The 22191-nt window shown below is 61.1% G+C and carries 20 protein-coding genes and 1 pseudogene; 8 read left to right on the top strand and 13 right to left on the bottom strand.

From position 1 onward, the window contains the following. Positions 1 to 118: 118 nt before the first annotated feature. From HU724_RS05535 to HU724_RS05510, 6 genes are all read right to left on the bottom strand, one after another. Positions 119 to 2548: a TonB-dependent siderophore receptor gene (locus tag HU724_RS05535; RefSeq protein WP_186568142.1), complete on the bottom strand. Its 2430-nt coding sequence runs from the start codon at positions 2546 to 2548 to the stop codon at positions 119 to 121. A gap of 212 nt (positions 2549 to 2760) precedes the next feature. Further along, a complete protein-coding gene (locus HU724_RS05530) occupies positions 2761 to 3750 on the bottom strand; it encodes a FecR family protein (RefSeq protein WP_186568140.1) in 990 nt (329 codons plus the stop codon). Next, positions 3747 to 4313, bottom strand: coding sequence for an RNA polymerase sigma factor (locus HU724_RS05525; protein ID WP_071174434.1), 567 nt, complete (start codon positions 4311 to 4313; stop codon positions 3747 to 3749). Before HU724_RS05525 ends, HU724_RS05530 begins: the two co-directional genes overlap by 4 nt. A gap of 1 nt (position 4314) precedes the next feature. After that, positions 4315 to 4641, bottom strand: a complete 327-nt coding sequence (locus HU724_RS05520) for a DUF3325 domain-containing protein (protein ID WP_186568138.1) — start codon at positions 4639 to 4641, stop codon at positions 4315 to 4317. Beyond that, positions 4641 to 6224, bottom strand: a complete 1584-nt coding sequence (locus HU724_RS05515) for a PepSY-associated TM helix domain-containing protein (RefSeq protein WP_186568136.1) — start codon at positions 6222 to 6224, stop codon at positions 4641 to 4643. Before HU724_RS05515 ends, HU724_RS05520 begins: the two co-directional genes overlap by 1 nt. Further along, positions 6221 to 6526, bottom strand: a complete 306-nt coding sequence (locus HU724_RS05510) for a DUF3649 domain-containing protein (RefSeq protein ID WP_041479671.1) — start codon at positions 6524 to 6526, stop codon at positions 6221 to 6223. The genes HU724_RS05515 and HU724_RS05510 overlap by 4 nt, the downstream gene beginning before the upstream one ends. Before the next feature lie 146 nt (positions 6527 to 6672). Between HU724_RS05510 and HU724_RS05505 the strand changes: the two genes are divergently transcribed. The 3 genes from HU724_RS05505 to fecA all read left to right on the top strand — a co-directional run bounded on the left by HU724_RS05505 (position 6673) and on the right by fecA (position 10554). Further along, on the top strand, positions 6673 to 7203 hold the full coding sequence (locus tag HU724_RS05505; protein WP_225927668.1) for a sigma-70 family RNA polymerase sigma factor: 531 nt from the start codon (positions 6673 to 6675) through the stop codon (positions 7201 to 7203). Next, positions 7200 to 8132, top strand: a complete 933-nt coding sequence (locus tag HU724_RS05500; protein WP_186568132.1) for a FecR domain-containing protein — start codon at positions 7200 to 7202, stop codon at positions 8130 to 8132. The genes HU724_RS05505 and HU724_RS05500 overlap by 4 nt, the downstream gene beginning before the upstream one ends. A gap of 88 nt (positions 8133 to 8220) precedes the next feature. Further along, the gene (fecA, locus tag HU724_RS05495) at positions 8221 to 10554 is read left to right on the top strand and encodes a TonB-dependent Fe(3+) dicitrate receptor FecA (RefSeq protein ID WP_186568130.1); all 2334 of its coding nucleotides are present in this window, start codon (positions 8221 to 8223) and stop codon (positions 10552 to 10554) included. A gap of 375 nt (positions 10555 to 10929) precedes the next feature. On the opposite strand, the gene HU724_RS05490 is transcribed toward fecA, so the two are convergent. Beyond that, positions 10930 to 11337, bottom strand: coding sequence for an HPF/RaiA family ribosome-associated protein (locus tag HU724_RS05490; protein ID WP_016771629.1), 408 nt, complete (start codon positions 11335 to 11337; stop codon positions 10930 to 10932). A 200-nt stretch (positions 11338 to 11537) separates the two neighbouring features. After that, positions 11538 to 12485 (bottom strand): LysR substrate-binding domain-containing protein, encoded by a 948-nt coding sequence (locus HU724_RS05485; RefSeq protein WP_016771630.1) that lies wholly within the window; start codon positions 12483 to 12485, stop codon positions 11538 to 11540. 135 nt (positions 12486 to 12620) lie between these two features. On the opposite strand from HU724_RS05485, the gene HU724_RS05480 reads away from it, so the two are divergent. Together HU724_RS05480 and HU724_RS05475 are read left to right on the top strand one after the other, a co-directional pair. Beyond that, on the top strand, positions 12621 to 13997 hold the full coding sequence (locus tag HU724_RS05480) for an L-serine ammonia-lyase (protein WP_186568129.1): 1377 nt from the start codon (positions 12621 to 12623) through the stop codon (positions 13995 to 13997). Positions 13998 to 14260: 263 nt separating this feature from the next. After that, entirely contained in the window at positions 14261 to 14578 is a 318-nt protein-coding gene (locus HU724_RS05475) for a DUF3509 domain-containing protein (protein WP_016771632.1), read from the top strand. On the opposite strand, the gene HU724_RS05470 is transcribed toward HU724_RS05475, so the two are convergent. After that, positions 14575 to 15075: a phosphate-starvation-inducible protein PsiE gene (locus HU724_RS05470; protein ID WP_016771633.1), complete on the bottom strand. Its 501-nt coding sequence runs from the start codon at positions 15073 to 15075 to the stop codon at positions 14575 to 14577. The genes HU724_RS05475 and HU724_RS05470 overlap by 4 nt on opposite strands. A gap of 336 nt (positions 15076 to 15411) precedes the next feature. Between HU724_RS05470 and HU724_RS05465 the strand changes: the two are divergent. Beyond that, a pseudogene (locus tag HU724_RS05465) lies at positions 15412 to 15666 on the top strand (YebG family protein); the annotation flags it as partial. Between the two features lie 169 nt (positions 15667 to 15835). On the opposite strand, the gene HU724_RS05460 reads toward HU724_RS05465, so the two are convergent. Then, positions 15836 to 16855 carry a Glu/Leu/Phe/Val dehydrogenase family protein gene (locus HU724_RS05460; RefSeq protein ID WP_016771635.1) on the bottom strand — a complete coding sequence of 340 codons (1020 nt, stop codon included), beginning with the start codon at positions 16853 to 16855 and terminating at the stop codon, positions 15836 to 15838. Positions 16856 to 17039: 184 nt separating this feature from the next. On the opposite strand from HU724_RS05460, the gene HU724_RS05455 reads away from it, so the two are divergent. Further along, positions 17040 to 17843: a SirB1 family protein gene (locus HU724_RS05455; RefSeq protein ID WP_186568128.1), complete on the top strand. Its 804-nt coding sequence runs from the start codon at positions 17040 to 17042 to the stop codon at positions 17841 to 17843. A 140-nt stretch (positions 17844 to 17983) separates the two neighbouring features. Here the strand turns inward: HU724_RS05455 and maiA are convergent, their stop codons facing one another. The 3 genes from maiA to hmgA are packed head-to-tail and all read right to left on the bottom strand — an operon-like array spanning position 17984 to position 21244. Continuing rightward, positions 17984 to 18619, bottom strand: coding sequence for a maleylacetoacetate isomerase (maiA, locus tag HU724_RS05450; protein ID WP_186568126.1), 636 nt, complete (start codon positions 18617 to 18619; stop codon positions 17984 to 17986). A 12-nt stretch (positions 18620 to 18631) separates the two neighbouring features. Continuing rightward, the gene (gene fahA / locus HU724_RS05445; RefSeq protein WP_186568124.1) at positions 18632 to 19936 is read right to left on the bottom strand and encodes a fumarylacetoacetase; all 1305 of its coding nucleotides are present in this window, start codon (positions 19934 to 19936) and stop codon (positions 18632 to 18634) included. 3 nt (positions 19937 to 19939) lie between these two features. Beyond that, a complete protein-coding gene (gene hmgA, locus HU724_RS05440; protein WP_122750886.1) occupies positions 19940 to 21244 on the bottom strand; it encodes a homogentisate 1,2-dioxygenase in 1305 nt (434 codons plus the stop codon). Between the two features lie 163 nt (positions 21245 to 21407). Here hmgA and HU724_RS05435 point away from each other — a divergent pair, with 163 nt between their 5' ends. Next, complete coding sequence (locus tag HU724_RS05435; RefSeq protein WP_186568122.1) at positions 21408 to 22187, top strand: IclR family transcriptional regulator; 780 nt, start codon at positions 21408 to 21410, stop codon at positions 22185 to 22187. Positions 22188 to 22191 lie beyond the last annotated feature (4 nt).

Below are 22191 nucleotides of genomic sequence, written 5' to 3'. Positions count from 1 at the left end.
ATCGCATCGATTATGGATTCCAAGCATTACTTTCAGGTCGGTGTAGCTCTCGAATATCCCACGGTCAGTCCCCTCTCCCTCCGGGAGAGGGCTAGGGTGAGGGGCTCTTGATCTTGCCTCAAAACTCCAGAGTGCTGGAAAGCGAAACCTGCCGCGAATCCCCCATCGACACAAAGAAGCGGCTCGCCGACGAGGTGTAATAGGTGCGATCAAACAGGTTCTTCACGTTCAACTGAAACTTGACCTTCTGCCCCTCAACCGTCGTGTCGTAAGTGGCAAACGCATCCGCCACGGTGTAGCTCGGCAGGTCAAAATCATTCACCGCGTTGCCGGCACGCTCGCCGACGTACCGCGCACCGGCACCGACACGCAACTGATCGCCGCCAAACACATTGCCGAAGTCATACACCGCCGACAGCGAGCCGGAATTCTTCGCTACGTTTTGCAGGCGCTTGCCTTTGTATTCCGGGTCTTCGGTGACTTCGGCATCGGTGTAGGCATAGCTGCCGATCAGGTTCCAGTGCTCGCTGAGTTGCCCGCTCAGGTCAACTTCAAGCCCGCGTGAACGCACCTCGCCTGCCGCACTGTAAATCGTTGTCGGGCCTTCGGAGTTGGCCACCAGCACGTTGCGTTTCTTGATGTCGAACAACGCGATATTGCCGGTGATGCTGCCGGGCATATCCAGCCGCGCACCCAGCTCCCACGACTTGGCTTCCTCTGGCGCGATGCTGCCGTCGAGCACGGTACTGCTGCCGCTCAGGGGGGCGATGGTCGAGTTGGGTTTGAACGATTCGGTGTAGCTGCCGTAGAACGACAAGGCGTCTGTGTAGCGATACACCAGCCCTGCGCGCGGCACCCACTTCTGCCCATTGCTGTCGGTATTGGCCTTGAACGGCACGCCTTTGCCGGCGTACTGGTCGTACTCTTGAAAACGTCCGCCGGCGACCAGAATCCATTGCTCGTTGAGGTGAATCGAATCCTGCAGGAACAGCGAGTCGCTGCGCAGTTTGTCAGTCTGCGCGCTGTCGGGCGCACTCACCGTAGTGCCCATCACTTCGCGACCATACACCGGGTTGAGATAGCTGAACGTGGTCAGGCTTTTCTGCCGGATCAGATCCTCGCGGTAGATCTTGCGATATTCGTCGTCGACGCCGAACACCAGATCATGCTGCATGCCCAGTACATTCACCTTGCCTTCGAGGCTGGCGGTGGTGAAACGGTCAGTGCTGATTGCGTTTTGCGTGCCGTCCATGCTCCGCGTCAGTGTGCCTTTGTTGGTGTCGATCGACGTCACGCGCACCTGGCTGGCGTCGTAGGTTTCGCGGTTCCAGCTGTAGCCGAAGTGGGCTTTCCAGTCGTCGTTGAGTTCATGGTCGGCTTCGAAATGGTAGAGGTCCGAGCGCCCTTCCATGTCGTTGAACGGCTCATCGAGACGCTGCTTGCGCGAGATATCCAGCGGATGATTGGTGCGCGGATCGATCAAGGTGCCACGGTCGAACGGTGTGAGAAACTCGCGGTGCTCGTAGGCGAACAGCAGCTTGGTGCGCTCGCCGTACCAGGCCAGCGACGGTGCGATCAGCGTCTCGCGATGGGTGCCGAAGTTGCGCCAGTAATCTTCGTCTTCATGATCGACAACCATGCGATAGGCGAAGCCGGAATCGCCCAGCGCGCCGGTGCTGTCGAAGGCGCCACCGCTGCCATTCTTGCCGTCACCGTAGGTCGAACCGCGTACGGTCACGGCGTTGTACTGGGTCAGTTCCGGCTTCTTGCTGACCAGGTTGACCACGCCACCCGGATCCTGAATCCCATAGAGCAACGAGGCCGGGCCCTTGAGCACTTCGACGCGATCCACGGTCGCGTTCATGCCACGGCCCTGCACCAGCGGCATGCCGTCGCGCATGATCGAGCCGTTGCGGTTGTCGCCGAAGCCGCGAGTCATCACCGAGTCCTGGGTACTGCCCAAGGTGTTGCCCTGGGTGATGCCGCTGACATTGGCCAGCGCGTCGTCGAGATTGCGCGGCGCCTGATCGCGAATGACCTGCGCCGGGATGACATTGACCGTCTGCGGAATTTCTTGCAGCGACGCCGATGAGCGCATCACAGAGCTGGATTCCGGCGGCTGATAACTCATCGATTCGTCGCGCGTGGACGTGATGGTGGTTGCGCCGAGGTTGAGCGCGCCTGCGGTCGGCATCGGCTCCAGCGCCAACGTGTGACTGTCGGTGCGGCGAAAGCTCAGGCCGGAGTTGCCGAGCAGGCGTTGCAGGGCCTGTTCGGCGCTCATCTGGCCGTTGACTGCCGGAGCATTGAGGCCGTACGGCGCTTCGTCGGTGTAGACCACGCTTTGCCCGGTCACACGGCTGAAGTCGCTCAGGGCTTGCGGCAGTGGTTTGGCGGCGAGGGCAAAATTGAATTGCTGTTGCGCCTGATTGCTCACCGCTTCTGCCGCCAGCGCGATACTCATCGGCAGCAATGCCAACGCGGAAAAACTCAGCGCCGACATGCCCAACCACTGTTTGACCGAACCGGATTTTGCCCTGGACTTCATTGCTCAATGACCTGTGTAGAACCGCAACGGATGCGAATGGCTCGCAGTTTCAGTCACTACACGGATGGCACTGGGGGTTACCTCACCTTTAATTTGAAAATATTTTTCGGGGAATTTGTTGCCTGGGCTGACGCCTTCGCGGGCAGGCTCGCTCCCACCTTTGGAATGCGTTCCCTGTGGGAGCGAGCCTGCTCGCGAAGAGGCCGGCAGCCTCAGCGCAAAATAATCAGCTGCCCCAACACCCGATGCTGCTCAAACCCCAACACCCCCTGCAACGAATTGAGCACCGCCTGCGGGTCCTTGCTCGGAAAGCTGCCGCTGACCTTGCGCGCCGCCAGCTCATCGTTGAGCAGCACAATCCGCCCCGGGTAATAGCGGCGCAGATCCTCGACGACATCGGCCAGCGTGGTCTTGTAGTAGGTCAGCCAACCCTGACGCCAGGCCAGTTGCGCTTCACTGTCCACGGCATGCAGTTTTTCCGCACTGCCGTCGGCGTAGGCAACTTGCTGGCCGGCCGTGAGAATCTGTTGTTGGCCATGCTCATCCGCCGTCACCGCGACACGTCCGGACAATACCGTCACTTGCGCGCCATGAGGTTGCCGGCGCACTTCGAACTGGGTGCCGAGCACCCGCGCCTCGCCCTGCTCCGCCGCCACCACAAACGGATCGCCAGTGTGAGTGACGCTGAAGAAAGCAGCGCCGCGAATCAACTGCACGCGGCGCTGACCGTGGCTGAAATCCACGGCAATCGCGCTATCGGCATCCAGCGTCACTCGCGACTGATCGGCCAGTGTCACCGTGCGAATTTCCCCAGGCGCCGAGACGTGATCGGCGCGCAGATCGTCGAGCCAACGCTGCGCCTGCCACCCCGTGCCGAGACTGACCATCAACAGCAGACACGCGGCCAGCGCCAGCGCGCCTGACCAACGCAACATCGGCGAACGACGCGGGGCATCCATCGCCCGCAGATAACCTTGCAGCGCGAGCGCATCTTCATCGGCCAGCGTGCGCGCGGGGCTTTCGCTGAGTTCCCAGATCACCTGCGCCTGCGCATACGCTTCGGCATGGGCCGGATCGGCGCGCAGCCATTGGCTGAAGGTGAGTTGATCGCCAGTGCTCGGGCGGTCATGCAACAGGCTCAGCCAGGCCAGCGCGGCCTGTTCCTGGGTCGGCGTCGGTGTGATCGGATCGGATGGCTTCACGGTGCTTTCCCTGGCAGACGTGGCGCGGGATCGCGCAGGCTGGCCTTGCAGGCCTCGAGGGCGCGCATCATATGTTTTTCCACGGCACTTTGGGACAGGCCCATGGCCTTGGCGATGTCGGCGTACTTGCGCCCGTGAATGCGATTGAGCAGAAAGATCTGCCGCGTGCGTTCGGGCAAGGCGCGCAATGCTGCTTCGACGTGGCGCAGATCATTGCCGGCTTCGAGTGCGGCCTGGGGTTCGCTGCCATGGCTGTCGGGTTCGTCTGGCTGCCAGCCTTCGTTGACGCGCGTGCGCGTGCCTTCACTGCGCAAATGATCGATGGCGATGTTGCCGGCGCAGCGCAGCAGATAGGTGCTGAGCTCTTCGACCTGGACCAGCGGCCGCCGCCAGAAGCGCAAAAAAAGGTCCTGGACCAGATCTGCCGCCGTCGCCCGACAACCGACGCGCCGGTTCACCAGCGCCTCCATTTGCGCACGCTGGGACAGAAACACCTGGAGAAAATGCGCACGCGCGCCACGCGCTTCATCGTCACGCGATTCCGGCGGCAGACCGATCAGCACTTCAGCACTGCGCCCAGGCGGCGGCCGGGCTGGCCAACAGGCTCAACCCGGCCAGGGCCATGGCCAGACGCGGGCGATACGGCAGTAACAGCACCAATGCCAAAGCGCTGAGCATCAGCACCGCGAACCAGTCGACCAGACCGAAACTCCAGCCACTGGCTGCGACCGCTGCCCACAGCGAAAGCGCCAGCAACAGCCATCCCGCCAACGCCAGCCCCTGACGGCGGCGCGTCGACGGTTTGGCGCCGAGCAATTCGGCGTGATGACGTGGCATCGACAGGCACAACGCGGTGAAGCCGGCATAGGTGAGCAACAGGACCAGCAGCATCAGTTGGCCCCCTGTTCGACTGTGATCGAGCGAGGCGAAGGACTTGCTTTGCGAACGCTGACGGAGTCGCCCGTACGCTGCATCTTGCGCGCAGCCCAGCCGAGAAAAAGCCCCGTCGCCAGACACGTCAGATCAAATCCGGCCAGTGCCCAGTCGCGCTGCATCAGGGTCGCGCCAAGATTCCACGGTGTGGTCAGCGCATTGATCAGCGGCACCGCGATAAACAGCGCAGCGCCGAGCGTCAGCTGTTCGATCCACGCCTTGCGCCCCGGACGGAAAACCGCGTGCACCACGCTCAAGCCCCAGGCTATGAAGAACGCATTCACTTCCCAGTCGGCCCGCCCCGCCAGACTCACCGGCAGCAGTCGATTGGCCAAAAAGAACACCGCCACCGCTGACACCAGCCCGGCCATGCTGGCGATATTCAGCACCTCGACCAAGCGCAATTCGAGAGGCAGCGCCGCACTTTTAGCGTGCTTGAGCTGCCGCTTGCCGAGCCAGATCACCAGCCCGGTGCCGATCATTGCCGTGCCAGCCAGTCCGCAGATGAAATACAGCCAGCGCAACAGCGGCCCGGCGAAATGGCCCATGTGCAAACCGTAAAACGCGCCACCCACCGCCATCGCCATGGGTTGATCGGGGGGGCTGCTCAGAAGCTGTCCGGTGACGCCGTTGAACGTCACCGCCCGGCCGAAATCATGCACCACCCGATCGCCCGCGCGGGACAGCACCACCGTGGCGCTGGCATCGCCCGGATTGCTCACCGACAGGCGCGCGGTGTGGCCGCCCGACCACTGCTCGCTGGCCTTGGCCAGTAGCGGCGCCATGGCGGTCAGCGGTGCGGCGACATCGGCGCGCTCGGGCGTCTTCGAGGCGGGAAAGACTTCGTCGTAGAACTTGCGCACGTCGCTGCCGTAAGAGGCAACGATGCTCGCCGGCATGACCATCGACATGAAAATCACCAGGCTGCTGTAAGTGATCATCAAGTGAAACGGCAGCACCAGCACACCCACGGCGTTATGCCCGTCGAGCCAGGAACGCTGGCCCTTGCGCGGGCGGAAGGTGAAGAAGTCCTTGAAGATTTTCTTGTGGGTGATGATGCCGCTGATCAGTGCAACGAACATCACCATTGCGGCGATGGTCGCCAGCCAGCGGCCCCACGGGTAAGGCATCTGCAACTGGAAGTGAAAGCGGTAAAAGAACTCGCCGCCCATGCTTTCGCGGCCCTGTACCTCGGCCCCGGTCTGAGCGTCGAGGGTTCTGGATTCGAAGCGGCCGCGCTCGCCGGGGTTGCCCGGCGCCTGTTGCCAGCGCACCGTCAGACCGGGGTCGCGGGCATCGGGCAAATCGATCAGCCAGCGCGAGGCACCGGCGGCGTGTTGCTGCAGATAATCTTGCGCCAGCGCCAGGCTCGCTTCGCTATCAAGCGAATGCGCCGCAATTTCCGGCTGCATCCAGTGGCTGATTTCGTCTTTGAAGTAAGCAAGCGTTCCCGTGAGAAAAATCGCGAACAGCAACCAGCCGAACACAAGCCCGGCCCAGGTGTGCAGCCATGCCATCGCCTGCCGGAAGCCCTCTTTCATGCCAGCCCCAGACCGCGCGCGGCACCGGAAACGGTGGCGAGAATCACGCTCGGCACCAACAGGCCGACCCACGCCGACCACGCGCTGCGGCAGGCAAAGCACCAGAGCACTGCGACCAGATAGACCAGAAAGGACACGGTCATGCCAGTGACCACCGCTTCGGCGCGGTTCAGCGGCAGCCACAACGTCAGGGTGACACTGGCCAGCGCCGCCACCAGATAGCCGCCGAAAATCGCCGCCAGCACTCGCGAAGTGACGGCCAGACGATAGGACATGGGAAGGGTGGCGAGTTTGCCTTTCATGTTTCGACCCTGAAACGAAAAACGTTCGGCCGACAAGCCGAATCTACAGGCGAGCAATATTAATGATAAATATTCTCATACGCAAAAGCATCTGATTGCCGGACACTGTCGCCAGCCTCTACAATGCGAACCGTTCTTGTTCTCTAATGCACGTTCTCTACGCAAGTTTTGCGTCCGGAGTCATTTCGTTGCCGCCCGCCCATCCCGTCGAATCGCTCTACCATGCTCATCACAGCTGGCTCACTGGCTGGTTGCGGCGCAAGCTCGGCTGCCCCGACAGCGCGGCGGATCTGGCTCAGGACACGTTCATAAAAGTGCTGACCGCCCGCGAGCCACCGCTGATCATCGAACCGCGCGCCTTTCTCACCACTTTGGCAAAGCGCGTGCTGTTCAACCATTACCGGCGCCAGGATGTGGAACGCGCCTACCTCGAGACACTGGCGCAGATGCCTGAGATGGTCGCGCCGTCGGAAGAGCACAAAGCGATCATCCTGCAGACACTGGTCGAACTCGATGAACTGCTCGACGGCTTGCCGCGCCAGATCAAACGCGCTTTCCTGCTCGCTCAGGTCGATGGTCTGACTTATCCACAGATCGCCGCAGAACTGGATATTTCGGTGGCCACGGTCAAACGCCATTTGAACAAAGCGGCCATGCGCTGCTATTTCGCTTTATGAATCGCACCCCGGACTTCTCCGCGCAGGTCGCCGAACAGGCGGTGCACTGGCTGCTGGAAATGCAGCAGGGCACGCTGACCCCGCGCCAGCAACAGGCCTGGCAACAATGGCTGGATGCACACAGCGAACACCGCCGGGCGTGGGAACACATGCAACGAGTCAATCAGCATTTGCGCGGCGTTTCGTCGCCGTTGGCCCACGCGGCGTTGAACGGACCGAAGTCCGGCAGCCGCCGTCAGGCGCTGAAAATGTTGCTGATTCTCGGTGCCGGCTCAGCGGCGACCTGGGGCATGCGCGAGCACACGCCGTTGCCGTCGCTGCTCGCCGATTACCGCACACCGGTCGGCCAGCGGCGCAAGATCGGCTTGGGCGATGCCGATTCGTTGCAGCTCAATACCGCCAGCTCGGTCGATGTTGATGGTGCGCAGCGGTTGATTCGTCTGCTCGAGGGCGAAATGCTGTTGAGCGCCGCAAATCCGTTCGAGATCCGCACGGCACACGGCGTGCTGAAAAGCCAAGGTGCGCGCTTCAATGTGCGGCAGTTTGTTGATCGCACACAGATCGCCCTGTTCGAAGGACGAGTCGAACTCATCGCCAGCCAGCGCGCGCCCCTGCTGCTGCCGGTCGCGCGGCAGTTGAGTTTCACTGCCAGCTCCGTCAGCGAACCCAAACCCCTGGACGCCAACAGCGGTGCGTGGACTGACGGCATGCTGGTCGCCGCCCATATGCGCCTCGGCGACTTCCTCGAGGAGCTTGGCCGCTACCGGCGCGGGCAGCTGCGGTGCGACAGCCAGGTTGCCGATTTGCTGATTTCCGGGACGTATCCACTGGATGACAGCGAGCGGATTCTCGACCTGTTGCAGATCAGTCTGCCGGTCAGAGTGAAGCGCTTTACCCGTTATTGGGTGAGCGTCGAAGCACGGGTGTAAAAAAACGCCAAAACCATGAGCCGTTTTTCAGATCTGGCGTGACAGAGAAGGAAAGCCCCCTTGATTCCACCTTCTCAGGATCATCCACATGCAGCCCACCCGTCTTACGCCACTGGCCCGCAGCCTGCGCAATCTTCTGCTCGGCGCCAGCCTGAGTTTCACCGCCCTGCCCGCTGCGCTGGGCGCCGAGACCAAGGTTTATCACATCGCCCCGGCGTCGCTGGAAACCGCGCTGAACCAGTTTGGCCGTGAAGCCGGCGTGCTGATTTCCTTTGGCTCGCAAGTCACCAGCGGTGTGCAGAGCCGTGGTCTGGAGGGCAATTACACGACGCAACAAGGCCTCGATGCCCTGCTCGAAGGCACCGGCCTGCAAGCCCGCGCCGAAGGCGACAATGCCTTCAGCCTGCAACCGCTGGCTGACGCGGCGCTGGAGCTGGGCACCTCGACCGTAGTCGGCGACTGGCTCGGCGATGCGGCGCAGATCAATGTCTTCGAACACCCCGGGGCGCGTGATGTGATCCGCCGCGAAGAATTCGAACGCCAGGGCGCGACCCAGGCCCGCGATGTGCTCAACCGCATCCCCGGTGTGAATGCGCCGGAGAACAACGGCACCGGCAGCCACGACATGGCACTGAACTTCGGCATTCGTGGTTTGAATCCACGCCTGGCCGCGCGCTCGACAGTATTGATGGACGGCATCCCGGTACCGTTCGCGCCGTATGGTCAGCCGCAGTTGTCGTTCGCGCCGATCAGCATGGGCAACATGGATGCGGTGGACGTGGTGCGTGGCGGCGGTGCGGTACGTTACGGCCCGCAGAACGTCGGCGGCGTGGTCAACTTCGTGACCCGGGCGATTCCGGACGAGCCAACGGTCAAGGGTGGTTTCCAGACCGAAACCAGCCCATCGTCGAGCCACGACGGTTTCAAGACCAGCGCCAATCTGCTGGCCGGCGGCACCAACGCCAACGGCCTTGGTGGTGCGCTGTTGTACTCCGGCACCCGTGGCGGTGACTGGCGCGAACACAGCGATACCGAGATCGACGACCTGATCCTCAAGGGCAAATATCAGCTCGACGAGGCCAACAGCTTCAACGCCATGGCCCAGTATTACGAAGGCAAGGCCGACATGCCCGGCGGTCTCAACGTCGCCGATTACGATGCCGATCCGTATCAATCGACGCGGCCGAAAGATCAGTTCTGGGGGCGCCGCACGATGTTCAACTTCGGCTATCGCTATCAGGAAGATCGCCGCGAATTCACCGCCAACACCTTCTTCACCAAAACCCTGCGCAGCGGTTATCTGGATCAGGGCACATTCCTTTCGCTGTCGCCGCGCGAGTACTGGGTACGTGGCCTGGAAACCCGTTTCGCCCAAGGCTTCGACCTCGGTCCGAGCAGCCACGAAGTCGGCGTCGGCTATCGCTACATCAACGAGGCCGGCCACGAACTGCGTTATCGCACGCCGATCAGCGCCAACGAATACCCGACCACCAGCAGCCGCAACGACCGCGACACTCGCGGTGGTACCGAGGCCAACGCATTCTTCGTCGATGACCGCATCGACATCGGCAAATGGACCATCACCCCGGGTATGCGCTACGAGATGATCGAGTCGCAACAGAACAACAACCTGACCAACGTCAAATACAAGGGCGACTACAACACCGCGCTGCCGGCGCTGAACGTGCTTTATCACCTCACCGACAGCTGGAACCTGTATGCCAACACCGAAGGCTCGTTCGGCAGCGTGCAATACAGCCAGATGCCCAACCGCGTGAGCAGCGGCGAAGTGAAACCGGAAAAGGCCCGCACCTGGGAACTCGGCACGCGCTATGACAACGGTGCCCTGCGCGCGGAAATCGGCGCGTTCCTGATCAACTTCGACAACCAGTACGAAAGCAACCAGACCAACGACTCGGTGATCGCTCGCGGCGAAACCCGCCATCAGGGCATCGAGACCAGCGTCAATTACGCGCTCGACGACTTGAGCCCGGCGCTGGCCGGTTTCGATGTGTACGCCAGTTATGCCTATGTCGATGCGACCATTCGCGAAGACGGGCCGAACAAAGGCAATCGCGTGCCATTTTCCTCCAAACACAAAGGCACGATTGGCGTCGGTTATACCGAAGGGCCATGGAAGCTGAATCTGGACAGCAGCTTCCAGAGCGACCAGTTCGCCGACAACGCCAACACTTCGAAGGAAAGCGCCGATGGCAGCACTGGCAAGATCCCCGGCTACATGCTGTTCAGCAGCCGCGCCGGGTATGACTTCGGACCGCAACTGTCGGATTTGAATGTGGCGGTGGGGGTGAAGAACATCTTCAACACGCAGTACTTCACACGCTCGTTCGATGACAACAACAAGGGCAAGTACGTGGGGGAGCCGCGGACGGTTTATGTGCAGACGTCGGTGGCGTTCTGACCGCAACCCATTGAAGATCAAAAGCCCCTCACCCTAACCCTCTCCCAGAGGGAGAGGGGACTGACCGAGGTGTATTTACGATTTACGCTCGCCTGCAATATCGAGCCGAACGCTGGACTTGAAAACAACCGGAATCGGCCCCCTCTCCCAGAGGGTGAGGGACTGACCGAGGTGTATTTACGATTTACGCTCGCCTGCAATATCGAGCCGAACGCTGGACTCGAAAACAACCGGATCGACTCCCTCTCCCTCGGGAGAGGGATGGGGTGAGGGGCTACGGTCTTAAACCCTGCGAGCAATCACCAACACCACAAACAAAAAAACGGGCCTGCATCAGCAGGCCCGTTCTCCTTAGTCACTTGTGAAATCAGCGCATCAACTGTTGATCGCTGCCTGTTCATTCTCGTCAAATTCTTCCGCCAACAGCTTGTCGTTGGCCTTGCCGGTAAATGGCACTACAGCGGCGCGTGGTTTACCTCGCAGTTTGCCGAACAGATGATCCAGTTTGTGCTCGAGTTTCTCGGCGGCACCGTCGATCGCCTGTTCCAGCGAATCGGCTTTGTGGGTCACGGAAATCGGTTGGTGGCCTTTTGGCCGCGCTTCCAGTTGGCAGCGCAAGTCATGGGGACCTGGTTTCTCGCCGTTCTCGTCGCTCAGGTGGACTTCGACACGGGTCAGGTCTTCTTCATAACGGTCGAGCGTGCTCTCAATAGTTGTACGTACCCACTCCTCCAGTCGCTTACTGCTTTGAATATGGTTATCGCTGTTGACTTGGATTTGCATAGTTCATCCCTTATTTCAGCTAGCTCGCTGGAGGCCTTGAAGTGAATTTCCTGACCTCCTGGTTACAACAATCGGCCCGAGCGGCGAACATTTCAACCCCTGAAAAAAGAAAAATATTCATTCGCAAAAAAAGCCGGACAACCGAGCGAGGCGCTGTTAATGTCGGGAGTTGGGTCGACCCGCTCCGCAGAAAAATCTACTCACATCTGCTGCTCGTTCAGCGGGTGCAAACTGCGAAAAATCCCCGCCTCCTCCACCAGCCAATCATGCACAGCACGCACGCCCGGATGGCTCAACGCCCCCGGCGCATACAGCAGCACATAGCGTTTATGGTTGGGCACTGACAAGCCGAACGGCACGATCAACGTGCCGCGCTCCAGCTCATCGTTAAGCAACGTGCGCCGGGCAATCGCCACACCCATGCCGGCAATCGCCGCTTCGATGGTCAGGTGATTGCGGTTGAACGTGTGGCCGCGTCGCACATCGGCGCCTTCGAAGCCGATCGCATTCAAATAGAACTCCCATTCCGCATACTCGTAACTGCCACGCCAGGCGGTGATGTCGTGCAGCAACGGGAAATGCACCAGATCCGCCGGCCCGTGCAACGGCGGGCGCCCACGCAGCAGGCTCGGCGCGCACACCGGAAATATCTGCTCGTCGAGCAAGGCTGTGGATAACAATCCGGGATAGCTGCCGTCGTTAAGGTCGATGGCCAGATCGAAATCACCCTCATGCAATGGCACGCTGCTGTCCTCGGCCACCAGGCGCAACTGGATATCCGGAAAGCGTTGCTGCAGACGCGGCAGGCGTGGGGTCAGCCACTTGCCAAGAAACGACGGGATCGAACGCAACCGCAACGTCCCGCTGATCATCCCGGCGTCCAGCCGGCGCAATTCCGCATCGATGCTGCCGTACGCTTCATTGACGGTAATCGCCAGCCGCTGCCCCTGTGCACTCAACTCAACGCCACGCGCGCGCCGATGAAACAGGCGAAAGCCCAGGCGCTCTTCCAATTGGCGAATCTGCTGGCTGACCGCGCCCGGGGTGATGTGCAGTTCTTCGGCACAACGGGTGAACGACAGGTGCCGCGCGGCACAGGCAAACACCTGCAGCCAGACATAGGTCTGGGCATGCAATTGACGACTCATTGTTTAGTCCTGCTAAAGGCTGTCTTAGGAGGTTTCGTTGGTCACCTCGAACCGTGGCAGGCAGTATCGCCGACATTGCGCTTGTCCGACAAAAAATGGCAGCGATTCCTACTCCACTGCTTGTAAGGGTTTAGCATGGCTATCAGTGTTTTCGATCTATTCAAAGTGGGCATCGGCCCGTCCAGTTCCCATACCGTCGGTCCGATGCGTGCAGCGGCGACCTTTGCCCAGGCTCTGGTCGATCAGCATCTGCTCAATGATGTGCGACGTGTGCAGATCCGCCTGTACGGTTCGCTCTCGGCCACCGGCGTTGGCCACGCCACTGACCGCGCAACGGTCATGGGCCTGATGGGCGAGTGGCCGGACAGCATCGATCCTTCGACCATCGATCCACGCATCCAGCAACTGCGCGAAACCGGGCAACTGTCCCTCGCCGGTCAACGTTCAATTGCTTTCGATTGGCAGCACGATCTGCTGCTGCTCGACGAGAGCCTGCCCTACCACCCCAACGCCATGTCGCTGAGCGCATTTGGCGAAAGCGCCGAGCTGTGCGCGCAAACCTATTACTCGGTGGGCGGCGGCTTCATCGTCGAAGCGGCTGAAGCCGAATCTGGCGTGGCGCCAACCAGCGACGTGGTGTTGCCCTACGATTTTTCCAGCGCCGCCGAACTGCTCGCCCTGTGCAAACAACACAAGCTGCGCGTGTCCGAACTGATGATGGCCAACGAGCGCGCGTGGCGCAGCGATGCCGAAATCCGTCAGGGCCTGTTGCACATCTGGTCAGTGATGCGCGAGTGCGTCGAACAAGGTTTGCGCCACGAAGGCATCCTGCCCGGCGGTCTGAAAGTACCGCGGCGCGCGGCAAAACTGCATCGCAGCCTGTTGGAAATCGGCAAACCGAATGTGATCAGCTCGACCCTGTCGGCGATGGAATGGGTCAACCTGTTCGCCCTCGCCGTCAACGAAGAAAACGCGGCCGGCGGGCGTATGGTCACCGCGCCGACCAATGGTGCCGCCGGGATCATTCCGGCGGTTCTGCACTACTACATGAAATTCAATCCGGATGCGTCTGACGATGATGTCGTCGCGTTCTTTCTCGGCGCAGCCGCTGTCGGGATTTTGTGCAAGAAAAACGCCTCCATCTCCGGTGCCGAGGTCGGCTGTCAGGGCGAAGTCGGTTCGGCTTGCGCCATGGCCGCCGCCGGCCTGGCCGACGTCCTTGGTGCGACACCGGAGCAACTGGAGAACGCTGCCGAAATCGGCCTGGAACACAACCTCGGCCTGACCTGCGATCCGGTCGGTGGTCTGGTGCAAGTGCCGTGCATCGAGCGCAATGCCATCGCGGCGGTGAAGGCGATCAACGCCACGCAAATGGCCTTGCGCGGCGACGGCAATCACTTCATTTCCCTCGACCGGGTGATCCGCACCATGCGCGACACCGGCGCCGACATGCACGACAAATACAAGGAAACCTCGCGGGGCGGGCTGGCGGTGAACTGGGTGGAGTGCTGATCGGCCTGACTGCACTGTCAGCGATCATCGGCTCATTCCTGCCCTGAAAACGCGCCACAAAAAACGGCGAGCCCCGAGGCTCGCCGTTTTTTTTGCCGTGTTTATTGTTCGACAATTTTTCCGGCATGCCCCTTGCTATATCACCCTTGAGGCAAACGGACATTGCAAACCTCAGCGAACGAGATGCCAGTGGTCTGGTGTTGCGAACCAAATCAGATCATGGCCGGTCAACAACTGCACGTTCAATCAGGCGGTGACGCATCATGGACAACCCATTTCAAATCATTACCGATGCCTTCGCGCCGGACTATCAGATCAATCTGAGCATTCAGGGCCTGGACGGCAGCATCATGCTGACCCTGTCCAACGCCGGCCGCATCGTGGCCAAGCGCATGATCAGTGCCGAACAGCGCAACGATCCCGAGCGTTTGAAACGGCTGGTACAAAGCATCCAGTTCGGCATCGCCATCGAACAGGGCCACAGCGCCATGTCGATTCTCGAAGCCATGACCAGCGGCGCCGGGCTCACCCCGCCACCGCCACGGGTCAAAGGCCAGCCCGGCCAGGCGGCGGGCCTTTAGAGTTCGCCCTTCTCCACTTCAGGATGTTCGCTGGAACCCGTGCCGATCTTGCGCTGCGGGTTCTCGATCTTCACCGAAGGGAACTGCGACGAAGCGTAACGCACCACCAGGATCGCAAACGCCAGCAGCAGAATGCCGCCGCACAGGTAGATGATGCCCATGTCCGGCGGGTTGTGGTGCGAGACGTTGGAGATCAGCAGGCGCGTCAGTGCAGTGATCGCCACGTAGATCAGGAAGCGCACCGGCATGTGGTTGGTCTTGAAATAAATCCCGACCATCGCGCCCAATTCCAGATAGATGAACAGCAACAGAATGTCATCAATCTTGATGTGCCCGACTTCGAGCATGCCGAGAAACTCCATCACCGCCGCCCACGCCGTCACCGCACCGATGGCGAACAGCGCCAGATAGTGGAAGGTTTCGACAAACAGGTTGCCCAGGGACTCGGCCAGTTGATGCACGTTACGCCGCAGTTTCTCGGCCCAGTTTATTTTCACGATGAGTTTCCTTAGCCCGTTTCGGGCGGATGATGCGTATCGCACGTGACGGTTTTGCGCGCGCGCCTTGTTGCAACGGTTTTCATGCAGGTTCAGGGCCACGCATCATGGCGATCCGCCGCAAATCCCGCGCCGTGGCGTTTGGTCGCACCGCTGGAGTTTCTGTGGGAGCGAGCCTGCTCGCGAATAGCAGCCACCCCGTCTCCTGACAAACGCCAAATCCGGTCTACATTGAAAAGCCACTACCCATGGCGCAGGGATTCGCTTATCCTTTTCGCTGTATATGGATACAGTAGTCGTCAAGACAACTTAACGTGAAGGCATGTGAGGTGGTGAATGGCCGTCGAAGTGGTATACCGCAGCAGCCGAGATCTGGAGCGCTTGTTCATGGATAAAGCCGAAGCTGATCGTCATGACAAAATGCTCGAACTGGCCGAATATCTGGCCGATGTGCTGCAAAAAGCCGTTCCGTCCCTGACCGAACAGCAAGTGGAAGAAGCCGGGATCTACATGGCGAAGAATCGCGATGTGTTCGCCCGGGCATTCAAGAGCCAGCCCGATGCGCTGTCGGAGCTGATCAATGCGCCGGCCGAGCCTGTCGAAAAAGCTGAAGCGGCAGAACCTGACGAGGCGCCGGCGAAGCCCGCCAAAGCAGCGAAAGCGCCGAAGTAATCAGAAAGATCGTCCGATCGCGGCCCGAGCCTTCGGCAGCTCCTGCATTCCGAGTGTAGGAGCTGCCGAAGGCTGCGATCTTTTGCTTTCAGCGATACAAAACCTTTTCCGCCAACTCATCCGCCACCCGCGCCGGCGAACGTTTTTCCGCCTGAGCATGGGCAAAGACTTCGGTCAGCCGCGAACTGATTTTCGACAGATGCGCCGTAATCGTCGGCAACTCCTCGCCACGATGTTTAAGCGAAACGTAAATAAGCCCGCCGGCATTGATCACATAGTCCGGCGCATAAAGAATCCCGCGCCGTTCCAGTTGATCCGCCACATCCAGATGGGAAAGTTGATTGTTCGCCGAACCGGCCACAGCAGAACAGCGCAGTTGCGACACAGAGTGACTGTTGAGCACACCGCCCAACCCACAAGGCGCAAGAATGTCGCAAGGCGTGCTGAGCAATGCGTCGTTGGCGATCGGGTGAGCATTGAGCTGCTCCATCGCCAGTTGCACCTTGCCGTGGTCGATGTCACTGACCAGCAACTCGGCGCCGGCAGCGTGCAGTTGCTCGGCCAGTGCATAACCGACATTGCCAAGCCCTTGAATCGCGATGCGCAGGCCTTCGAGGTTGTCGCTGCCCAGACGCGCCATCGCCGTAGCGCGAATGCCGGTGAACACGCCCATGGCCGCATGCGGTGCCGGGTCGCCTGCCGAGGTGGTGCTGGTGACATGCCGCGTCTGTTGGGCAATGCAGTCCATATCCGCCACTGAAGTACCGCTGTCGATGGCGGTGATGTATCGACCGTCGAGCTGCTCGATGCAACGGCCGAAAGCCTCGAACAACGCGGCGCGATTCTCGACATGGGCCGGGCGCACGATCACTGCCACCCCGCCGCCCTGCGCAAGGCCGGCGAGCGCCGCTTTGTAGCTCATGTTTTGCGCCAGGCGAATGGCGTCCTCGACCGCAGATTCGTCGTTGGGATAGGCAAGGTAACGGCACCCGCCCAGGGCTGGCCCCAGGCGACTGTCATGAATGGCAATGACCGCCTTCAACCCGGTGACCGGGTCCACGCTCAGGTGCAGCGATTCCAGGCGAGTGCTTTGCATGAGAGCGAACATCGACAGGCTCCCGAATCACTTCTTGTAGAACGCCAGTATAGGCTTGCCCCTGAAAATTGCTGGCGCGCACCGGCATGAGCCGCCGAGCGGACAATGTTGCGCCGCTATAAGTCGCGCTCAACGCGCCCGGCACTGGACGAACAACCCGGACGGGGCTAAAACGAGGCATTGGAGGGAGATTCAGATGAGTGCGCGCCAACGCTTTTTCGAATGCCTGCATCGTTCACCGCCGGCCCTGCTGGAAGCTGCGCTGTGGATAAGTGCCGAGCACGACAAAGCCCTCGAGCCCGAGGCATGGTTGCGTACCTTCAAGGATCTGCAACTACGCGTCAGCTATGGCTTGCCGATGCTGCCGGTCAGCGAACTGGCGCAACCGTTGTTGCGGCGCATGGTCGATCTCGGTTTCGCACAGGATGATTTCCTGCCGCTGCGCCCGCAGGCGGCGCTGCTGCACCGCGTGTTGCACACCCAGCGCGGTCAGCCGCTGGCATTGGCGTTGATCGCACTGGAACTGGCGCATGGCCTCGAGATTCCTTTGGTCGGGGTCAACTTCCCCGGGCATTTCCTGTTGCGGGTACCCGGCGCCGACCACTTGCTCGACCCTTGCGGCGGGCGACGCTTGTATCCCAACGACTGTCGCGAACTGTTGCAACGCCAATACGGGCCGAACATGCAGCTCAGCGCCGAGCATCTGCTGACGGCCACGCCAGTGCAGATGCTGCAGCGTCTGTCACGCAACCTGCGCCAATTGCATCTGACCCACGACGATCACATCGCCGCGCTGATCGACGCAGAACGAGTGCTCGAACTGGGTGATGCGAAGGCCTCTGATTACATGGCCCGGGCCAGTCTGTATCAACGGCTGGATTGCCCGAACGCTGAACGCTTCGATCTGGAGCATGCGTTATTGCTCAGCGAAGACCCGATCCAGCGCCTGCGCCTGACCGAACGCCTCGGCCATCTGCCGCCGAACTCCGTCGTGCATTGACCACCTTCCGCAGGCTTGCTCACATCCTTGAGGCCACACAAAGCTGTGTGGGAGCAAGCCTGCTCGCGAAGGCGCTGTGTCAGCTGAATGAAAGGCCACTGACACGCCGTCTTCGCGAGCAGGCTCGCTCCCACAGGGGGTTAAGGGGTGTCCGGTTGATTGGCTGGATGCGCCTTGATAAACGCCAGATGTTCAGCCGCCAACGCAGCCACACGGCAAATCTTTGGATAAGCCTCCAGGCTGACGTTGAACCGCTCTGCGGCATACAGCTGCGGAATCAGATACACATCTGCCACGCACGGCCATTCGCCAAAACAGAAACCGCTGTCACCGATCAACCGCTCCACCGTCGCCAGCCCTTGGCTGATCCAATGGCTGATCCACTCCACCACTTGCGCCTCATCCTGCCCCGACTGGCGCAGGCGATTGAGCACGCTGACGTTGTGCAGCGGGTGCACGTCGCAGCCGATCACCGCCGCCACACCGCGCACCCGCGCGCGCGCCAGCAGATCATCCGGCAGCAACGGCACCTGTGGATAACGCTCCTCCAGATATTCGATGATCGCCGGCGACTGAATCAGCAGCGCGCCGTCATCGGTGCGCAATGTCGGCACCCGGCCCTGGGGATTGAGCGCCAGATACGCCGGCTGCCGATGTTCACCACCCGACGGTGCGATCAGATTGACCGGCAGCGCCTGGTAATCGAGGCCCTTCAACGCCAGCGCAATCCGCACCCGGTACGACGAAGTGGAACGGTAATAGCCATAGAGATCCATAAGCCGCTCCTGTCAGCGCGCAGCGATCACGGTGCCGCGACATTCGCCGAAGCCGATCGAGGCAAAACCTTCGCGGGCGCAGCGAGCGCGCAGGATGATTTCGTCACCGTCCTCAAGGAACTTGCGTACCTCGCCGGAGGCCAGTTCGATCGGTTTCTTACCGCCCTCAGTGATCTCCAGCAGGCTGCCGAACTGGCCGTTTTCCGGGCCGGACAAAGTGCCCGAACCGAACAAGTCACCGGCCTGCAACTGGCAACCGTTGACGCTGTGGTGCGCGACCATTTGCGCGACGGTCCAGTACATGTAGCGGGTGTTGCTCAGGGTCAGGCGATGGGCCGGAAGGTTCTGCTCGCGCATGGCTTCGGTACGCAGCAGCACTTCCAGTTCGATGTCGAAGGCGCCGCCGTCCTGATCACGCTTGTCGAGCAGATAGGGCAACGGCTGCGGATCACCTTCAGGACGCGCCGGTTGTGCCGTGCGGAACGGCTCGAGCGCTTCGGCTGTCACCACCCAGGGCGAAACACTGGTGATGAAGCTTTTCGACAGAAATGGGCCGAGTGGCTGGTATTCCCAGGCTTGGATATCCCGCGCCGACCAGTCGTTGAGCAGGCAGAAACCGGCGATGTGCTCGGCAGCGTCACCGATGGCAATCGGCTCGCCCATCTCATTGCCCTGGCCGATCCAGATGCCCAGTTCCAGTTCGTAATCCAGACGTGCGCAAGGGCCGAAGACCGGTTCGGTCTGGCCGGCCGGCAGCGTCTGGCCTTTCGGCCGGCGCACGTCGGTGCCGGACGCTCGCACTGTGGAAGCGCGACCGTGGTAACCGATCGGCACGTGCTTGTAGTTCGGCAACAGCGGGTTATCCGGACGGAACAGTTTGCCGACGTTCTGCGCGTGCTCGATGCCGACGTAGAAGTCGGTGTAATCGCTGATTCGCGCCGGCAGGTGCATCTGGCAATCGGCAGCCAGTGGCAAGACTTTCGCGCCTTGCGCTTCGATGCTGCCGCGCAGGGTACTGCCTTCACTGAACAGTTCGATCAGGCGTTCGCGCAGGGCCACCCGCGCCTCACGGCCAAGTTCGAAGAACGCGTTCAACTGTCCGCCATGCATGGCTTCCACCGCACTGCGTGCGACGCCGTCAAACAGACCAGCCTCAAGCGCCACCTGCAAATCGAAGATGTGCGCGCCGATCGCCACGCCTGCGCGCGGGCTGCAATCGTTGAGACTGAACACGCCCAGCGGCAGATTCTGCAAGGGGAAATCGCTGTGACCGTTGGCCGAAGCGACCCAACTGCGGGGGATGGAATTCTGTGTCATGGGTTATCTCCGGGTCGGGTCGAACGTGGCGGGCAGCGAGGCCCAGCAAGCGTCATAACTGGATTGCAATTGAGGGCAGTCGAGGGCGAAACGGCTTGGGCGCAGCACCTGGCTGGTCTCGAACATGAAGGCCATGGTGTTATCGATTTTTGCAGGTGCAAGCTCGGCGTTGATCGCCCGGGTGCAGGTCTCGCCGTCCGGGCCATGGGCGCTCATGCAGCTGTGCAACGAAGCGCCGCCGGGCACGAAGCCTTCAGCCTTGGCGTCGTATTCGCCCTGGATCAGGCCCATGAATTCGTTCATCAGGTTGCGGTGGAACCAAGGTGGCCGGAAGGTGTTTTCGGCGACCATCCAGCGCGGCGGGAAGATCACGAAATCGAGGTTGGCCAGACCGTGCACGCTGGTCGGCGAGGTCAGTACGGTGAAGATCGAAGGATCGGGATGATCGAAACTCACCGTGCCGATTGTATTGAAACGGCGCAGGTCGTATTTGTACGGCACGTTGTTGCCGTGCCAGGCGACCACATTGAGCGGTGAGTGATTGAGTTCGGTGGCCCACAACTGGCCAAGGAATTTCTGCACCAGAGTCGTCGGTTGCTGCAGGTTTTCGTAGGCGGCGACCGGGGTAAGGAAATCCCGGGGATTGGCCAGACCGTTGCTGCCGATCGGTCCCAGATCCGGCAGGCGCAGCGGCGCGCCATGGTTCTCGGCGAGGTAACCGCGTGCCTGCGGGTCGAGCAATTCGACGCGGAATTTCAGGCCACGCGGCAGCACGACGATTTCCAGCGGCGCCACTTCGAGTACGCCCAGTTCGGTGGCGATACGCAGGCGACCGAGTTGCGGCACCAGCAACATTTCACCGTCAGCGTTGAAGAACACCCGTTCCATCGAACGGTTGGCGGTGTAGTTATAAATGCTGATGCCGGACGGTTTCTCGGCGCCGGCGTTGGCGGCCATGCTGACCAGGCCATCAATGAAATCCGTCGGTTCGGTCGGCAGCTCCAGTGGATTCCAGCGCAGGCGATTGGGCGTCACTTCACCCAACGGTCCGCCGGCCAGTTGCCGTTCCAGTTTGACGAACGCCGGGTGGTTGGCCGATGGCTGAATCCGGTACATCCAGGTGCGGCGCGCTTCGCTGCGCGGCATGGTGAACGCGGTGCCGGAGAACAATTCGGTATACAGGCCGTACGGGGCTTTTTGCGGGGAATTCTGGCCAACGGGCAGCGCGCCGGGCAACGCTTCAGTGCTGAATTCGTTGCCGAAGCCGGACTGGTAAACCAGGTCCTGCGCGGTTGAATCGAGGTTCATGGAGCCTCCTGAACAGGGAGTCGGCAATGGCCCATCACTCTGGCTCAGAGGTCTCGGCACGCCGGGGTTGTTATTATCGTAATCTGATTACGCATAACGTAATTTGCTCGCTATCCAGCGTCAAGCTATAAAGACGCCCATTCGAACCGGAACCGCCAGCCCCATGGAAAAAACCAGCGACAGCAACGGCAAACAGAAAGTCCGCTCCGCCGAGGTCGGCACCGACATCCTCAAGGCTTTGGCCGAGTTGTCACCGTCGACTTCGCTGTCGCGTCTGGCCGAACACGTGCAGATGCCGGCGAGCAAGGTGCATCGCTATCTGCAGGCGTTGATTGCTTCGGGATTTGCCGAACAGAACGCCGCCACCAATCATTACGGCCTCGGTCGCGAAGCGCTGCGGGTGGGCCTGGCCGCACTCAACAGCATGGACGTGCTGAAAGTCGCCGCCCTGCCGCTGTCCGAGTTGCGCGACGAACTCAACGAAACCTGCTTCCTCGCAGTGTGGGGCAATCAGGGCGCAACCGTGGTGCACATCGAACCAGCGGTGCGCGCGGTGACGGTGGTGACGCAATTGGGTTCGGTGCTGCCGCTGCTCAGTTCGTCCACCGGGCTGGTGTTCAGCGCTTACCTGCCGCATCGGGAAACCGACGACTTGCGTGAGCAGGAAATCGCTGTCGCGGGGCATCCGCTCAAGGATGAAACAGCCTATGCAGCGCTGTGTGAACAGATCCGCGAACGCGGTCTGCATCACGTGCATGGTTTGTTGATGCCGGGTGTGGATGCGCTTTCTGCGCCAGTGTTCAACGCGGTCGGACAGATCGCTGCGGTGCTGACCATCGTCGGCCCGACCTCGCTGTTCCACGCCGACGAAAACGGCCCGGCGGCGCAGCGGTTGTTGGCTGCGACGCGGGCCGTGAGTTGGCGCATGGGTTACGAAAGTTAAGTCA

This window comes from Pseudomonas iranensis (assembly GCF_014268585.2).
Classification (GTDB): Bacteria; Pseudomonadota; Gammaproteobacteria; order Pseudomonadales; family Pseudomonadaceae; genus Aquipseudomonas; species Aquipseudomonas iranensis.
The sequence above is the reverse complement of the archived record's forward strand: the minus strand, read 5'-3'. Positions and strand labels throughout refer to the sequence as shown.

Coding starts and splice junctions, on each gene's coding strand:
- HU724_RS05535 (WP_186568142.1), bottom strand. CDS start 2,548: ATGAAGTCCAGGGCAAAATCCGGTTCGGTCAAACAGTGGTTGGGCATG.
- HU724_RS05520 (WP_186568138.1), bottom strand. CDS start 4,641: ATGCTGCTGGTCCTGTTGCTCACCTATGCCGGCTTCACCGCGTTGTGC.
- HU724_RS05515 (WP_186568136.1), bottom strand. CDS start 6,224: ATGAAAGAGGGCTTCCGGCAGGCGATGGCATGGCTGCACACCTGGGCC.
- HU724_RS05510 (WP_041479671.1), bottom strand. CDS start 6,526: ATGAAAGGCAAACTCGCCACCCTTCCCATGTCCTATCGTCTGGCCGTC.
- HU724_RS05505 (WP_225927668.1), top strand. CDS start 6,673: ATGCACGTTCTCTACGCAAGTTTTGCGTCCGGAGTCATTTCGTTGCCG.
- HU724_RS05500 (WP_186568132.1), top strand. CDS start 7,200: ATGAATCGCACCCCGGACTTCTCCGCGCAGGTCGCCGAACAGGCGGTG.
- fecA (WP_186568130.1), top strand. CDS start 8,221: ATGCAGCCCACCCGTCTTACGCCACTGGCCCGCAGCCTGCGCAATCTT.
- HU724_RS05490 (WP_016771629.1), bottom strand. CDS start 11,337: ATGCAAATCCAAGTCAACAGCGATAACCATATTCAAAGCAGTAAGCGA.
- HU724_RS05485 (WP_016771630.1), bottom strand. CDS start 12,485: ATGAGTCGTCAATTGCATGCCCAGACCTATGTCTGGCTGCAGGTGTTT.
- HU724_RS05480 (WP_186568129.1), top strand. CDS start 12,621: ATGGCTATCAGTGTTTTCGATCTATTCAAAGTGGGCATCGGCCCGTCC.
- HU724_RS05475 (WP_016771632.1), top strand. CDS start 14,261: ATGGACAACCCATTTCAAATCATTACCGATGCCTTCGCGCCGGACTAT.
- HU724_RS05460 (WP_016771635.1), bottom strand. CDS start 16,855: ATGTTCGCTCTCATGCAAAGCACTCGCCTGGAATCGCTGCACCTGAGC.
- HU724_RS05455 (WP_186568128.1), top strand. CDS start 17,040: ATGAGTGCGCGCCAACGCTTTTTCGAATGCCTGCATCGTTCACCGCCG.
- maiA (WP_186568126.1), bottom strand. CDS start 18,619: ATGGATCTCTATGGCTATTACCGTTCCACTTCGTCGTACCGGGTGCGG.
- fahA (WP_186568124.1), bottom strand. CDS start 19,936: ATGACACAGAATTCCATCCCCCGCAGTTGGGTCGCTTCGGCCAACGGT.
- hmgA (WP_122750886.1), bottom strand. CDS start 21,244: ATGAACCTCGATTCAACCGCGCAGGACCTGGTTTACCAGTCCGGCTTC.
- HU724_RS05435 (WP_186568122.1), top strand. CDS start 21,408: ATGGAAAAAACCAGCGACAGCAACGGCAAACAGAAAGTCCGCTCCGCC.